This is a genomic window from Sphingomonas faeni, from assembly GCF_040407495.1.
In the GTDB taxonomy this organism is placed as follows: domain Bacteria; phylum Pseudomonadota; class Alphaproteobacteria; order Sphingomonadales; family Sphingomonadaceae; genus Sphingomonas; species Sphingomonas faeni_D.
In genome coordinates this window covers 413,312-428,271 of record NZ_JAPZPP010000002.1, presented here as the reverse complement: position 1 = coordinate 428,271, position 14,960 = coordinate 413,312, and the positions used below count along the sequence as shown (strand labels likewise).

The following is a 14,960-nucleotide window of genomic DNA, read 5'->3' as shown; positions in this document are numbered from 1 at the left end:
TCACCAAGACGTACGGCACCGGCGCGACGATGTTCCAGGCGCTCAAGGGCGTCGACCTGGATATCGCGGCGGGCGATTTCGTCGCGGTGATGGGGCCATCGGGGTCGGGCAAGTCGACGACGATGAACATCCTCGGCTGCCTCGACGTGCCGAGCGCGGGGACGTTCACGTTCCAGGGCCACCATGTCGAGACGCTCGACCGCGACCAGCGTGCGCTGCTCCGCCGCAATCACCTCGGCTTCGTGTTCCAGGGCTTCAACCTCCTCTCGCGCACCTCCGCGCTGGAGAATGTCGAACTCCCCTTGCTCTACCGCGGCGACGAAAAGCGCGCGCGCCGGGATGCGGCGATGGCGAGCCTCGACACGGTCGGCCTCGCGGACTGGTGGGACCACACCCCCGCCGAACTGTCCGGCGGCCAGCAACAGCGAGTCGCGATCGCCCGCGCGCTGGTCACCAGCCCCGACGTGCTGCTCGCTGACGAGCCGACCGGCAACCTCGACAGCGAACGCTCGGTCGAGATCATGCAGCTCCTCACGCGGTTGAATGCGGAGAAGAACATCACGGTCCTGATGGTGACGCATGAGCCCGACATGGCCGCCTTCGCCAGGACGGTGGTCCACTTCAAGGACGGCCTGGTAGAACGCATCGAAAGCCAGCACCGCCAAGGCGAAAGCGTGGACTCGTGAGCACCCCTCTGAACGCATTCCCCTCCCGCTTGCGGGAGGGGTCAGGGGAGGGCGCGACGTACGTACTGGCGTCCGGTCTGTTTGATCAGCCCCTCCCCCGACCCCTCCCGCAGGCGGGAGGGGAGCAGCAAACCAGTGTTCTCAATACCGGGGCGACGCGCTAATGTTCGGCACAACCCTCGTCCTCGCGCTCCGCTCGATCCGCCGGCACATGCTCCGGTCGTTCCTCACCATCCTCGGCATCGTCATCGGCGTCGGCGCGGTCGTGACGATGGTCACGCTCGGCAAGGCGACCACCGCCGCCGTCCAGCAGTCGATCTCGTCGCTCGGCACCAACATCCTCCAGATCCGTCCCGGTCAGGGCTTCGGCCGCGGTGGTGGCGGGCCGCCGCCGCCGCCGCTCAAGATGGACGACATCGACCCGATCGCGCGGCAGATCGCCGGCGTCACCGCGGTCGCCCCGACCGAACAGCGCAGCGCCACCGCGATCTACAACGGCGCCAACTGGAGCACCACGATCAACGGCACCACCGGCGCCTATTTCGAGGTCCAGCCCTGGCCTCTCGCGGGCGGTCGCGTGTTCACCGCGCAGGAGGAAGCCGCGGGCAAGGCGGTCTGCATCCTCGGCAACACCGTCATCCAGAACCTGTTCCGCGGCGCCGATCCGATCGGCCAGCGGATCCGCCTCAACGACATCTCGTGCGACGTGATTGGCACGCTCAGCACGCGCGGGCAGGCGGGTTTCGGCGGCGACCAGGACGATGTCGTGGTCATGCCGATCAAGACCGTCCAGCGCCGCTTCACCGGCAACCAGAACGTCGCGGCGATCCTCGTCGGCGTCGATCAGGGCTACGACACGCAACAGGTCCAGGCATCGCTGACCGACCTGCTCCGCGAGCGTCGCCACCTCGCCGCCGGACAGGACAACAACTTCAACATCTTCGACACCAAGCAGATTTCGGACACGCTGACCGGGACCACGACGCTGCTCACCGGCATCGTCGCCGCGGTCGCCGGGATCAGCCTCGTGGTCGGCGGGATCGGCATCATGAACATCATGCTGGTGTCGGTGACCGAGCGCACGCGCGAGATCGGCATACGCCTCGCGATCGGCGCGGTCGCGCGCGAGGTGCTGTTGCAGTTCCTCGTCGAGGCGATCGCTTTGTCGTGCCTCGGCGGCGTCATTGGTCTGATCGTCGCGCAGGCCGCGATCGCGATCATCGCGCCGCTGATCAAGGTTCAGTGGCTGTTCGTGCCCGAGATCAACATCTTCGCCTTCGCGATCTCCGCGGTGATCGGCGTCGTCTTCGGTTATTTCCCGGCACGGCGCGCCGCGGCGATGAACCCTATCGACGCGTTAAGGCACGAGTGATCGCCGCCTTGGGATCGCGGACCAGCGCCTGCAGCCGGTCCAGATCCTCGGGCGTGTCGATATCGATCAGTTCGGCGGGCGCGGTCACGACATGCCGCCCGGCCTGCACCAGGTCGCGCGCACCCGCATCGCCGTCCAGCGTCAGCAGGAAATCGAACCGATCGCGCCCGAACAGGGCAGGGGGGCTCGGCTTCTCGCCATCGCTCGATGCGACCACCGCGTCCGCGCTGTCGGCGGCATCGAGCATCCGGTAGATATGCGCCGCGGTCACGCGCGGCATGTCCGCCAGCGCGATCAGCACCGCCTCCGCGCCCTCGTCCTTCGCGCACTGTACGCCGAGCTTCACCGACTGCGACATCCCCGACGACGGATCGTCGTTATGCACCACCTCGAAATGATGGCTGATGAAGTCGAGCTTGCAGCCGTCGGTGACCACCAGCCGCCGCTTGAACGGAATGTTCTCGAACGCCGTGACGACGTGCATCCCGAGCGGCTTGTTGAGGAACGGCACCTCGAGCTTGTTCGGAATGCCGAATCGCTCCGAGCGCCCAGCCGCGAGGAGGATGAGGAAGACGTTTTCAGCGGCGATCATTGAACGCTCCTATCATCGCCGCCGCGACCGACAGCGCAATCTCTGAGGGTCCGATCGCGCCGATGTCGAGCCCGACCGGCGCATCGATCCGATCGATGTTCTCCGCTGTAACGCCTTCCGAGGCAAGCCGCTCGCGCCGCGCCGCATGGCTCTTGCGGCTACCGAGCGCACCGACATAGGTGGCATCGGATGCGAGCGCGGCGATCAGCGCGGGGTCGTCGATCTTGATGTCGTGGCTCAGCGTCACGACCGCGGTCGAGGGACCGGGGCGGAGCGCGGCGATCGCCTCGTCCGGCCAACGGTCGTCGAGCGTCACGCCCGGAAACCGCTCCTCGGTCAGGAAGCGCGCGCGCGGATCGATCACCACCGTCTCGATCCCGAGTTCGCGCGCGAGCCCGGCCAAGGCCTGCGCGATCTGCACCGCGCCGACGATCAGCAGCCGGCGCGGCGGATCGTAGCGGTTGACGAACACCTCGCCGGTCTCAAGCGGCCGCGCGTCGCTATGCCCGGTCGCGAGGTCGGTCGTCACCGTCAGCGCATCGCCGTGGTCGCGCGCATCTGCGATCCGGTCGAACAGCTCGGGATCGAACCCTTCGGCGGACACAGGCTGCACCATCACCGCGATCTCGCCGCCGCACGGCAACCCGACTTCCCACGCCGCCGCATCCGCCACGCCGTAGTTGCGCACCTGGAACGGCGCCCCCGCGATCACCTCGGCGGCGGTGGCAAGAATATCGCTCTCGACGCACCCGCCGGACACCGATCCCTCGAACCGCCCATCGGCATGGACGAGCATATGGCTCCCCTTGGGCCGCGGCGCGGATCCCCAGGTCGAGACGACCGTGGCGATCGCCATCTTCTCGCCCTTCCAGGTCTTCGCAGCAGCGAGCACGCTATCGTTTTCGGCCATATTGTCTCTCTTCTATTCCTCCCCGCACGCGGGGAGGGGGACCAGCGCAGCTGGTGGAGGGGGCCAGCCGCAAACGTTACGCTCGGGGTCACCCCCCTCCACCTCGCCAAGGGGCGCGGTCCCCCTCCCCGTGCCGGGGAGGATCAGATGGCCGGCAAACCTTCGAGCAGCTTGTCGAGCGTTACCGGAAAATCCCGAACCCGAACCCCGGTCGCGTTATAGATAGCATTCGCCACCGCAGCCCCCGCGCCGGAAATCCCAAGCTCGCCAACGCCCTTCGCCCCCACCGGGTTCGCGGAATCGTCGATCTCCTCGATAAAATGCACTTCCAGCTGAGGAATGTCGGCATTCACCGCGACGTGATATTCGCCGAAATCGGGGTTCACGAACGCCCCCGTCCGCGTGTCCACCACGCCCTCCTCGCTCAGCGCATAGGCGATCCCCCACGCCATTCCGCCGGTGATCTGGCTCGTCGCGGTCTTGCGATTGAGCACCCGCCCGACATCGAACACGCCCAGCATCCGCCGCACGCGCGTTTCGCCCGTCACTGCGTTCACCGCGACCTCGACGAAGTGCGCGCCGTGGCTCGCCTGGCTGGTGCGCTTGCTCTCGACACCCGGCCCGGTCTTGCCCATCGCCACGATCGGCTCACCGCGCACGAGATCGGCCAGCTTTACCGACCGCCCGCCAGCGCTCACGCACCCGTCGTGCAGGCTCAGATCCTCGGGCGCGGCGTTCATCCTGAGCGACAGTTCGCCAAGGATATCCTCGCACGCGAGCACCACGGCCGAACACGCGCTGCCCGCCCCGAACGACCCGCCCGAGCCAGCGCTCGGCGGGAAATCGGTATCGCCGAGCCGCACGTTCACCTCGGCGACCGGCAGCCCGAGCATCTCGCCCGCGGTCTGCGCCAGGATCGTGTACGTCCCCGTGCCGATGTCGGTCATGTCGCACTCCACCGTCGCGCGGCCATCCGCCTCCAGCCGCACGCGCGCCTGCGCCTCGACGGTGAAGTTGCCGCGCAGGCTCGCCGCCATGCCGATCCCGACCAGCCATTCGCCGTCGCGCACCGACCCCGGCGCCGGCACCGTGTCCGGCCAGCCGAACCGCTCGGCGCCCTGGGTGTAGCAATCGACCATCCGCCGCGTGGAGAACGGTTTGCCGCTTACCGGATCGGTCTCCGGCTCGTTGCGCCGCCGCAGTTCGATCGGGTCGATCCCGAGTTGCTCGGCCAGTTCGTCCATCGCGCACTCGACCCCGAACGTGCCCACTGCCTCGCCCGGCGCCCGCACCGCACCGCTCGCGGGCAGGTCGACGCGCACGAGGTCGGTCTTGAACCGCCGCGCGTCGCCCCGGTACAGCGGCAACGTCCCGAACGGCACCGGCTCGAGAAACTCGCCATCGTCGTTCTGCGCGACGACGCTCTCATGCCCCATGCCGAGGATCACGCCGTTTGCGTCGGCAGCGATGCGGATCCGCTGTGTCGTGTGCGAGCGATGATGCACCATGTACGCAGTCTGGCGGCGGGGCAGCGCGACCTTCACCGGCCGCCCAACGACCTCCGCCGCGATCGCCGCGAGGATCGCCTCGGGACCGACACCGGTCTTCCCGCCGAACCCGCCGCCGACATACGGCGCGAGGACACGCACCTTGTCCGCATCGATCTTCAGCGCCTTGGCGATCGTCTTGCGCGCGCCGCCGATCACCTGGTTGCTCGACCGCACGGTCAGCTTGTCGCCCTCCCACCATGCGGTGGTCGCATGCGGCTCCAACGCGGCGGGGAAATGCACGGGCGTCGTGTAGGTCCGGTCGAACGTCACAGGCGCATCCGCCATCACCGCGTCGAGATCGCCATTGTCGATCGGCGGCAGGAAGCCGATCTTGGGCGCGGTATCGATCGGCTGCGCCTCGACGTCGAAGCGATCCTCGCCCGCCTCGGTGCGGACCACGACCAGCGCCGCCGCATCGCGGGCGATCGCCTGATCCTCCGCGACGACGATCGCGACCGGCTGGCCTAGGTGGAGGATGACGTCGGTATCGAACAGCGGCATCGCGCGCGAGTTGGACTCGCCAGCCGGCATGCGCGCGTCGTCATGGATGACGGCAATGACACCGGGCAACGCTTCGGCCGTACTCACGTCGATGCCGAGAATGCGCCCGCTGCCCACCGGCGTACCGACGATCGCGGCATAGGCGATGCCGTCGGGCGTGCCCTCATACGCGTAGTCCGCAACGCCGGTGACCTTAGCCGGCCCCTCGATCCGGTCGAGCCCCAGCCCGAGAACGCCCTGCTTAGCGCGGTCGAGACCACCCGGCCGAAACGCCGCATCCATCACGTGTTCGTTCATTCGTCGGTCCTCGGGTGGAAGGGAGGATATGGGTAGGGCGGGGGTGTTTGACGAGGTCGCCACACATTCCTCAATTACCACCCCGGCGAAGGCCGGGGCCCAATTGGGAAACGAGAGTAACGGCGGACAGTCCTCCGTTATCAAAGCCTTCCCAATTGGGCCCCGGCCTCCGCCGGGGGGGGGTAACTTTTACAAGAGGCGAGCTGTACTCAGCCCGCCCTCAAACAGCCGGCAACTGATCCAGCAGCTTGTCGAGCGTGATCGGGAACTCGCGCACTCGGATCCCCGTCGCATTATACACTGCGTTCGCCACCGCAGCACCTGCACCCGAAATCCCCAGCTCGCCGATCCCTTTCGCGTGGATCGGGTTCGCATGAATGTCGCGCTCGTCGACGAAGTGGACGTCCATCTGCGGAATGTCGGCGTTCACCGGCACGTGATATTCCGCGAGGTCGTGGTTCACCAGCTTGCCGGTACGCAGATCGTGGATCAGGTCCTCGGTCAGCGCCGCGCCGATGCCGAACGTCATCCCGCCCAGGCACTGCGACCGCGCAGTCTTCGCGTTGAGCACGCGCCCCGCCGCGAACGACCCGAGCATCCGCCGCACGCGTACTTCGCCCGTTACCGCGTTCACAGCGACCTCGGCGAAATGCGCGCCAAACGATGCCTGGGTCGTTTCCTTCTCCTGCTTGCCCGGCTTGATATGCCCGGTCGCCTCGAGACCCGTCCCGACCAGCTCGCCGATCGGGGTCGAGCGGTTGTCGCCGATCGCCTTGCCGTCCTTCAGCGTCAGGTCGCCCTCGTCGACGTCCATCGCCTTGGCGAGCTTCCCACGCAGCATCTCGCACGCAAGATACACGGCCGTTCCCGACGACGTCGCGCCCCACGAACCGCCCGAACCGGCGGCAGGAGGATCGTTGGTATCGCCCAAGGACATGGTGATGTTCTCGACCGGAATACCCAGGATCTCGGACGCGATCTGCGCCAGGATCGTGTAGCTGCCCGTACCGATGTCGGTCATCGCCGACGACACCGTCGCCGAGCCGTCCGGGTGAATCTCCACCTTGGCGGACGATTCCTGCATCATGTTCCCGCGCACCGCCGCAGCCACGCCCGTCCCGATCAGCCACTCGCCCTCGCGCCGCGTCCCGGCCTTCTGGCGCTTGTCCCAGCCGAACTTGGCCGCGCCCTCGTCCAGTGCACGCGTCAGATTGCGCGACGAATACGGTACGTCCTTCTCCGGATCGACCGCCGGGTCGTTGATCCGGCGCAGTTCGATCGGATCCATGTCGAGCTTCTCGGCCAGTTCGTCCATCGCGCCTTCCAGCGCCATCATGCCGACGGCCTCACCCGGCGCGCGCATCGAGCCCGACACGACGAAATTCACATCGACGATGTCGTGCGTGATGATCCGGTTCTCGCCACCGTACAGCATGTGCGTGCCGATACCCGCTGGCTCGAAATAATCCTCGGTCGACTGGTTGGAGGTGAGCGTCTCGTGACCGATCGCGCTGAGCTTGCCGGTGGCATCGGCCGCAAGCCGGATGCGCTGCTCGGTATTCGAGCGGCGGACGGTCGCCTCGAACACCTGCTGGCGTGCCATCACCGCCTTGACCGGACGGCCAAGCTGTTTCGCCGCGATCGCCGCCGCGACGCTCTCGGGCGCGATGCCGAGCTTTGATCCGAACCCGCCGCCGATATAACGCGCGATGATCCGCACCTTCTTCTCGGACACGCCGAGCGACTTCGCCAGTTGCTGCGCATCCGACGTCGGCATCTGATACGCGCCGTACAGCGCCAGCGAGCCATCCTCTTCCCACACCGCGATCGAGGCATGCGGCTCCATCGCCGCGGAATTCTGACTCGGCGTGACGTAGGTAACGTCGATCGTCACCGGCGCGTCGTCCATCGCCTTGTCGACATCGCCCTGCGCAAAATGCGCCTGCGTGGCATCGTCCGCCGGCTTGCGAGTCTCGTCACGATGCGCGGCGAAGTCGTACTGCCCCTCGCTCGCCTGATACTCGATCGGCAACCGAGCCGCAGCGTCACGCGCGACTTCGAAGCTCTCGGCGAGCACGATCGCGACGATCTGGCCGAAGAACGCGATGTCCTTCACGCCCTGCGTCGGCGCATCGGTCGCACCGCCCTGTGCCGCAACGCGGATGAACCGATCGAAATCGGTCACGACGTCGATTACGCCGGGCATGCTCTTCACCGCATCCACGTCGATCGAAACGACCTTGCCAGCCGAGATCTTCGTGCCGACGAGAACACCGAACGCCATGTTGGCGAACTGGTATTCCGCGGCGTAGGTCGCCGTGCCGGTGACCTTCAGCGGTCCGTCGATCCGGTCGAGCGGCTTGCCGATAACGCCCTGAACGCCCGTATCCAGAAGACTGTCCGGATGCGGCTTGTCCATCGTCAGGCTGTTCGTAGTGCCAAGACCAAACATGCTTATGCTCCCGTGACGTTGCGCAGCGTCGCGATCAGCGTGCGACGGGCGAGGGGGATCTTGAAGTCGTTCGAGCCATAGCCCTTGGCATCGGCCAGCAACGCGGTCGCCGCAGCCTCGAACACGGCATCGGACGGCGCCTTGCCGACCAGCGCCGCCTCGACCGCCGGATTGCGCCACGGCATCGGCCCAAGGCCACCGAACGCAAGCGAAGCCGACGCGATCACGCCGTCTTGCACGTCGACGATCGCCGCCACCGAGACGAGCGCGAACGCATAGGACGCACGATCGCGCACCTTGCGGTATTCCTGCTTGCCCTTGACCGGCGCGGGCAGCTCGATGTGCGTGATCAGTTCACCCGCTTCGAGCGCGTTCTCGATCTGCGGCGTGTCGCCGGGCAGGCGATAGAAGTCGTGGATCGAGATCCGCCGACGATCGCCGTCTGCCTTCAGCGTCACGATCGTCGCGTCGAGCGCACGCATCGCCACCGCCATGTCGCTCGGGTGCGTCGCGATGCAATGCTCGCTCGTCCCCAGCACAGCGAGGATGCGGTTGAAGCCACCGATCGCCGAACAGCCGCTACCCGGCTCACGCTTGTTGCACGCCGCCGCGGTGTCGTAGAAATAATAGCACCGCGTCCGCTGGAGCAGATTGCCCCCGGTCGACGCCTTGTTGCGCAACTGCCCCGAGGCACCGGCGAGCAACGCGCGACTCAGCACCTCGTACTTGGCGACGACGCGGCGATCGGCGGCGAGATCGCTGTTCGGCACCAGCGCACCGATCGTCAGCCCGCCATCCTCGCGCTCCTCGATCTTCGCGAGATCGAGCCGCGAGATGTCGACCAGCTTGTCCGGCGTCTCGACCTGCAACTTCATCAGGTCGAGCAGGTTCGTACCGCCCGCGATGAACTTGGCACCAACGGTATCGATATCCTTGACCGCAGCCTCAGGCGTCGCGGGCTTCTCGTACGTGAAGGTCTTCATGCCACCAGCTCCCCGCGTACGTTGGCTTCCATCGCGGCATCCTTCTCGTCCGCGGTCCGGCCGGCAGGCTCGGCACCACCGACTTCGCGGATCGCATCGACGATGTTCGGGTAGGCGGCGCAGCGGCACAGATTGCCGCTCATCCGCTCGGAAATCTCGGCATCGTCGAACTTCGGATCGGTCAGGTCGCCCGACGCATGGCTGGCCCAGCCCTTCTTGACCTCGTCGAGCATGCCGACCGCCGAACAGATCTGCCCCGGCGTGCAATATCCGCACTGATAGCCGTCATGCCGAACGAACGCGTCCTGCAACGCGTGGAGATTGCCCGGCTGGCCGATCCCCTCGATCGTCGTGATCTCGTCGTCCTGGTGCATCACCGCGAGCGTCAGGCAGGAATTGACGCGGCGCCCGTTGATCAGCACCGTGCACGCGCCGCACTGGCCATGATCGCAACCCTTCTTCGACCCCGTCAGCCCGAGATGCTCGCGGCAAAGGTCGAGCACCGACGTGCGAATATCGGGCTCGGCGTCATATGATTGACCATTGATCGTGAAATGCATGGGGATGCCCCTGGTTGAATGTGCCGGGAATGTACGGATTTCGAGGACTCAACGCCGATGCGACCGATCGTTTCCTATTGCGACAAGCTCTCACGTGTTGGTACGCTGGCGTTCATAGCGCTGAGCGGGCAAACTGTTGCGATGACGCCAGCTTCTCCCCGATTGTCGCCCCCAATCGTCATTGCGCACCGCGGTGCGAGCGGGCTTCGACCCGAGCATACGCTGGCGGCTTATTCGCTCGCGATCGACCAGGGCGCGGACTTCATCGAGCCCGATCTGGTGCCGACCAAGGACGACGTCCTCGTCGCGCGCCACGAGAACAACATCGCGGAAACGACCAACGTCGCCGACCATTCAGAGTTCGCCGCGCGAAAGACCACCAAGACGATCGATGGCCAGACGATGACCGGCTGGTTCGTCGAGGACTTCACACTCGCCGAACTGAAGACGCTGCGCGCGAAGGAACGTCTGCCCAAGCTGCGCCCCGCGAACACCGCTTATGACGGCCAATTCGCAATCCCGACGCTCGCCGAGATCATCGCGCTCGCCAAGCGCCGCACGACCGAGACGGGCCGGACGATCGGCATCTATCCCGAGACCAAGCATCCGACCTATTTCGCCAAGATCGGCCATCCGACCGACGCGAAGCTGGTCGCCGAACTGCGCGAGGCCGGCTGGGATTCGGCCAAGGCGCCGGTGTTCATCCAGTCGTTCGAGGTCGCCAACCTCCAGCGCCTCCACAAGATGACCAAAATCCGCCTGATCCAGCTCATGGACGGGGAGGGCGGTCCCGCCGATGGCGCACAGCCGAGCTACAAGGCGATGATCACGTCCGAAGGTCTCAAGGCGGTCGCCGCCTACGCCTACGGCATCGGCCCGAACAAGAGCATGCTCTGGACCGACGCGACCCCCACCACGCTGGTCGCCGACGCGCACGCGGCCGGCCTGCGAGTCCACCCCTGGACCTACCGCGCCGAAAACTACTTCGAACCAACCCGCTTCCGCCGCGGCACCGACCCCGCAGCCCACGGCGACATCGCCGCAGAGATCGACGCAGGGCTTGCACAAGGTATCGACGGTTTCTTCACCGACTTTCCGCTATACGGGGCTCAGGCGCGCGACCGGGCGCGTGCAGGAGTAAAGTAAATGCGTAAGGTTCTTCCCGTACTCGCGGTCCTGCCGTTCCTCGTAAGTGGCTGCATCAGCACCGCAACCTCGATTGTGAAGGCACCGTTCCAGGTCGCCGGCAAGGCGGTCGACTGGACCACCACCAGCCAGGAAGAATCGGACCGCAACTACGGCAAGAAGATGCGCAAGCAGGAGGCCGCAGAGGGCAAGCAGCGCAAGGAACTCGCGAAGCGCTGCAAGAAGGACCCACAGCGCTCGGAATGCGGCCAGTACCAGGACTACCGCGCGGGAAACTGAGCGGCCTGATACCCGTCCCCCCTTACTACCACCCCGGCGAAGGCCGGGGCCCAATTGGGGGACGTCGCTGAAGATGGACTGCGCGCGGTTACCGCTGCCTGACAATTGGGCCCCGGCCTCCGCCGGGGTGGTGGCCTAAACAACTGCTCCTTCTGCTTCCTTGTTCTCCCGCGAAGGCGGGAGCCCAGTCTGGACTCCCGCCTTCGCGGGAGAACAAACTAGCGGACAGGACACCCCCTAAAACCACCCCATCACAGTAACCGGAAACGGCGTCCAAGCCCCCACCTTCACCCCCGCAAACCGCAGCGCATCCCCCGTCCACGCATTACAAGTCCGCACCGCGCTATACCGCCCGTTAGCCTCATAAAACGCATCATACCCCGCATACCCCCGATACCGCGCACCCCCATTCCGAAAGCTCGCCCGGATATACGCCGCCAACCGCCGATACTGCGCGGGCGTCACAACGATCTCCCGAGCCCCATCCCCAGCACGCGGCCTCGGCAGATGATCGACATGCATCAACGTCCGATCACTCCCGACCGCCGAAGCAACCACGGTCCGCAGCTTCACGTCCGCCCAGGTCGGCGTCTCCAGATAGAACGTCTTCTCCCCCCACCCGAACGCCACATGATCGAACGCGCCATAGCGGGGGTCGCGAAGATCCTCCGCCCGAGCCACCCGGTGCCAGTCCACCCCCGCGGCGACCTTCGGCACGATGATCCAGGTATGCACGCCATTGCTCTCGACGAAGATATGAACCCCCTCGGCCGGCGCCCGCCAGTCGCGATTGCTGGGGATCGACCCGCCGACCAGCCCCGCCACCGCATAGCTCGCAATCACCCCGAACACCGCCGCGATCGCCCACAAAATCCACTTAACCCAGCGCGTTTCCGTCTTCATTCCGTCATGCTAGACCAGCCGCATGGCCAATGACACACATGTGCTGAGCACCCCGCCCGAAGGCGCGCCCGACTGGACGATCCCGCAGAACTGGGCGGATTACACCGCGGAGGATCACGCGACCTGGGACACGCTGTTCGCGCGCCAGTCGAAGCTGCTCCCCGGCCGCGCGTCGAACGCCTGGCTGCGCGGACTCGATGTATTGAAGCTGTCGAAGCCCGGCATCCCCGATTTCGAGGAACTCTCCGAACGCCTGACCAAGCTTACCGGCTGGTCGGTGGTCGCGGTCCCCGGCCTCGTCCCCGACGACGTGTTCTTCGATCACATGGCAAACCGGCGGTTCGTCGCCGGCAACTTCATCCGCCGTCCGGACCAGCTCGACTATCTGCAGGAACCCGACGTCTTCCACGACGTGTTCGGCCACGTGCCGATGCTCGCCGACCCGGTCTTCGCCGACTATCTCGCCGCCTATGGCCGTGGTGGCCAGCGCGCGCTGGGGCTGGACGCGCTAAAGTATCTCGGCCGGCTCTACTGGTACACGGTCGAGTTCGGCCTGATCGCGGAACCCGAAGGCCTGCGCATCTACGGCTCGGGCATCGTCTCCAGCTACGCAGAAACGCGGTTTGCCTTGGACGACCCAAGCCCCAACCGGATCGCGCTCGATCTCGCGCGCGTGATGCGCACAGAGTACCGGATCGACGATTTCCAGCAGAACTACTTCGTCATTCCGAGCTTCGAGGAGTTGCTCAGGCTGACGGTAGAGACCGACTTCGCGCCGCTGTACGAGGAACTGAAGGCGCTCCCGGATATCCCCGTCGCGCGGATCGAGCCGGGCGATGTGGTGATTACCGAGGGCACGCAGGATTACGCGAACGCGAAACTCGGCGCTTAAACCAGAAGCACCACCCCGGCCTCCGCCGGGGTGGTGCCGGAAGTGGGGTGAGTGCAACGCTTCCAAACATGTTCCCCCGCGAAGGCGGGGGCGCAGACTGGACCCCCGCCTTCGCGGGGGAACATCCTTCTTGGGGGAAGGGCAGCCCCTAGATATCGGCTACCTCAAATATCCAACGCCCACCCATCACGCCCCTTGGGATCGAACGGCCCCTCCGCCACGAACCTCTCCGCCCCAGCGCGCAACCGAAGCACGCTCCAATCCCCCCGCCGGTCGACAGCCTCGAGCAAACACCCACAACCCTCATACGCCGCGACAACCCCGGCCCGCTGCGTCTCCAGCAACCCGGCCAGCACGATCGTCGCCCCAACATCCGAAATAGACGCAATCTCCGGCGCCATAGACACCAGCGGCCCCGCCAGAATGTTCGCGATCACCAGATCATACGGCGCCTGCACCACGATCGTCTCGTCCAGCGTACCATCCGCCACAACCAGATCGATCCCCTCGACACCATTGAGCGCCGCATTCTCCGCCGTCACATCGATCGAGACCGGATCGATATCCGTCCCCATCACCCTGGCCGCAGGCCAGAGATGCGCCGCCGCAAACGCCAGCAACCCAGTCCCCGTCCCGATATCGATCACGTTCGCAAAGTCGGCCCCTGCCAACCCGTCCAGCATAGCCAGACACCCGCTGGTCGTCTCATGATGCCCCGTCCCGAACGCCCGGCTCGCCTCGATCAGGAACGCCCGCTTGTCCGCCGGCACCGCGCCCGAATGCGCGCCGGTATGCACGAAGAACCCCCCAACCGACAAAGGCTCCAGCCCAGCCTGGCTCATCGTAACCCAGTCTGCATCGCCCAACCGCTCGACCGCGATCTCGGCCCCCACCGCGCTAGGCACCAGCGCGCGCACCGCCGCGACCGTGTCGGCCGCCGGCTCATGTTCGAAATACGCATCGAGCCGCCAGGACTCGACGTCGTCCTCGATCTCCTCGGTGGTCATCAACACACCGTCGATCGTCAGGTCGTCGCTCGCATCGATCGCCTCCGCCTCCGCGCGCGTGCAGGGGAGGGTGAGCTTCCAACTATCGGACATAGCTCGCCCCGTTCACGTCGATCACCGACCCCGTCATCGAAGCCGGCGCCTCCAACGCCAGAAATTTCGCCGCCGCCGCGATCTCATCAGGCGCCGCGACCCGCCCGAGCGGAATGTCCGCCAGCAACGCATCGCCGCCACGGCTCGACAGATAATCCTCCGCCATCCCGGTCATCGTGAACCCCGGACACACTGCAAACGCGAGGATCCCCTCCCGAGCATACCCGCGAGCGATCGTCTTGGTCATCGCCACCATCCCCGCTTTCGACGCGGCATAATGCCAATGCGCCGGCGAATCCCCGCGATAGGCGGCCCGGCTCGCGATATTGACGATCCGACCGCCAACCCCGCGCGCCTGCCAATGCAGCACCGCCAACCGACAAAGCTCGGCCGAAGCGGTCAGGTTGATCCGCATCGTCCGCTCCCACTGCGCGGTCCAGTCGTCGTCGGCGAGCGGCGCCGCCTCGAAAACGCCCGCATTGTTGATCAGCACATCGATCGTACCGCCAGCTTGCTCCAGTGCCGCGTTCCACAACGCAGTCGGCCCCGCAGGATCGCTGAAGTCGGCCGGAATACCGCTAGCGGTCCCATGCCCGATGACGGAAGCGCCCGCGTCGGTCAGGGCCGCATGAATAGCCGCGCCGATACCGCGGCTGGAGCCGGTAAGAAGAATAGTCATGGACCGGCCTTAACGCGGCGACCCGCGTTCGTCACCCAAGGCCGGCCCGCAAAACCGA

Annotated in this window: 14 protein-coding genes; 5 read left to right on the top strand and 9 right to left on the bottom strand. The window is 66.2% G+C overall.

Going from position 1 to position 14,960, the window contains the following annotated elements; translation table 11 throughout:
* Window positions 1–29: 29 nt before the first annotated feature.
* Together O6W96_RS06940 and O6W96_RS06935 are read left to right on the top strand one after the other, a co-directional pair.
* Entirely contained in the window at window positions 30–686 is a 657-nt protein-coding gene (locus O6W96_RS06940; RefSeq protein ID WP_353469377.1) for an ABC transporter ATP-binding protein, read from the top strand.
* A gap of 163 nt (window positions 687–849) precedes the next feature.
* Window positions 850–2,058: an ABC transporter permease gene (locus O6W96_RS06935; protein ID WP_353468868.1), complete on the top strand. Its 1,209-nt coding sequence runs from the start codon at window positions 850–852 to the stop codon at window positions 2,056–2,058.
* Here the strand turns inward: O6W96_RS06935 and O6W96_RS06930 are convergent.
* The 6 genes from O6W96_RS06930 to O6W96_RS06905 form a co-directional block, all read right to left on the bottom strand.
* Window positions 2,033–2,650, bottom strand: coding sequence for a nucleotidyltransferase family protein (locus O6W96_RS06930; RefSeq protein ID WP_121886051.1), 618 nt, complete (start codon window positions 2,648–2,650; stop codon window positions 2,033–2,035). The genes O6W96_RS06935 and O6W96_RS06930 overlap by 26 nt on opposite strands.
* Entirely contained in the window at window positions 2,637–3,560 is a 924-nt protein-coding gene (locus O6W96_RS06925; RefSeq protein WP_353468867.1) for an XdhC family protein, read from the bottom strand. Before O6W96_RS06925 ends, O6W96_RS06930 begins: the two co-directional genes overlap by 14 nt.
* Before the next feature lie 143 nt (window positions 3,561–3,703).
* On the bottom strand, window positions 3,704–5,908 hold the full coding sequence (locus O6W96_RS06920) for a xanthine dehydrogenase family protein molybdopterin-binding subunit (RefSeq protein WP_353468866.1): 2,205 nt from the start codon (window positions 5,906–5,908) through the stop codon (window positions 3,704–3,706).
* Window positions 5,909–6,128: 220 nt separating this feature from the next.
* On the bottom strand, window positions 6,129–8,360 hold the full coding sequence (locus tag O6W96_RS06915) for a xanthine dehydrogenase family protein molybdopterin-binding subunit (protein WP_353468865.1): 2,232 nt from the start codon (window positions 8,358–8,360) through the stop codon (window positions 6,129–6,131).
* Between the two features lie 2 nt (window positions 8,361–8,362).
* Window positions 8,363–9,343: an FAD binding domain-containing protein gene (locus tag O6W96_RS06910; RefSeq protein WP_107964072.1), complete on the bottom strand. Its 981-nt coding sequence runs from the start codon at window positions 9,341–9,343 to the stop codon at window positions 8,363–8,365.
* Window positions 9,340–9,903, bottom strand: a complete 564-nt coding sequence (locus O6W96_RS06905; protein WP_353468864.1) for a 2Fe-2S iron-sulfur cluster-binding protein — start codon at window positions 9,901–9,903, stop codon at window positions 9,340–9,342. Before O6W96_RS06905 ends, O6W96_RS06910 begins: the two co-directional genes overlap by 4 nt.
* 141 nt (window positions 9,904–10,044) lie before the next feature.
* Between O6W96_RS06905 and O6W96_RS06900 the strand changes: the two genes are divergently transcribed.
* Both O6W96_RS06900 and O6W96_RS06895 read left to right on the top strand, forming a co-directional pair.
* Window positions 10,045–11,049, top strand: coding sequence for a glycerophosphodiester phosphodiesterase (locus O6W96_RS06900; RefSeq protein ID WP_353469376.1), 1,005 nt, complete (start codon window positions 10,045–10,047; stop codon window positions 11,047–11,049).
* Window positions 11,050–11,328, top strand: a complete 279-nt coding sequence (locus O6W96_RS06895; protein ID WP_353468863.1) for a hypothetical protein — start codon at window positions 11,050–11,052, stop codon at window positions 11,326–11,328.
* A gap of 237 nt (window positions 11,329–11,565) precedes the next feature.
* Here O6W96_RS06895 and O6W96_RS06890 read toward each other — a convergent pair whose 3' ends face one another.
* Window positions 11,566–12,231 carry a TIGR02117 family protein gene (locus O6W96_RS06890; RefSeq protein WP_353468862.1) on the bottom strand — a complete coding sequence of 222 codons (666 nt, stop codon included), beginning with the start codon at window positions 12,229–12,231 and terminating at the stop codon, window positions 11,566–11,568.
* Between the two features lie 22 nt (window positions 12,232–12,253).
* Between O6W96_RS06890 and phhA the strand changes: the two genes are divergently transcribed.
* Window positions 12,254–13,123, top strand: coding sequence for a phenylalanine 4-monooxygenase (gene phhA, locus O6W96_RS06885; RefSeq protein ID WP_353468861.1), 870 nt, complete (start codon window positions 12,254–12,256; stop codon window positions 13,121–13,123).
* 164 nt (window positions 13,124–13,287) lie between these two features.
* Here the strand turns inward: phhA and O6W96_RS06880 are convergent, their stop codons facing one another.
* A complete protein-coding gene (locus O6W96_RS06880; protein WP_353468860.1) occupies window positions 13,288–14,223 on the bottom strand; it encodes a 50S ribosomal protein L11 methyltransferase in 936 nt (311 codons plus the stop codon).
* Window positions 14,213–14,902, bottom strand: coding sequence for an SDR family NAD(P)-dependent oxidoreductase (locus tag O6W96_RS06875; protein ID WP_353468859.1), 690 nt, complete (start codon window positions 14,900–14,902; stop codon window positions 14,213–14,215). Before O6W96_RS06875 ends, O6W96_RS06880 begins: the two co-directional genes overlap by 11 nt.
* Window positions 14,903–14,960 lie beyond the last annotated feature (58 nt).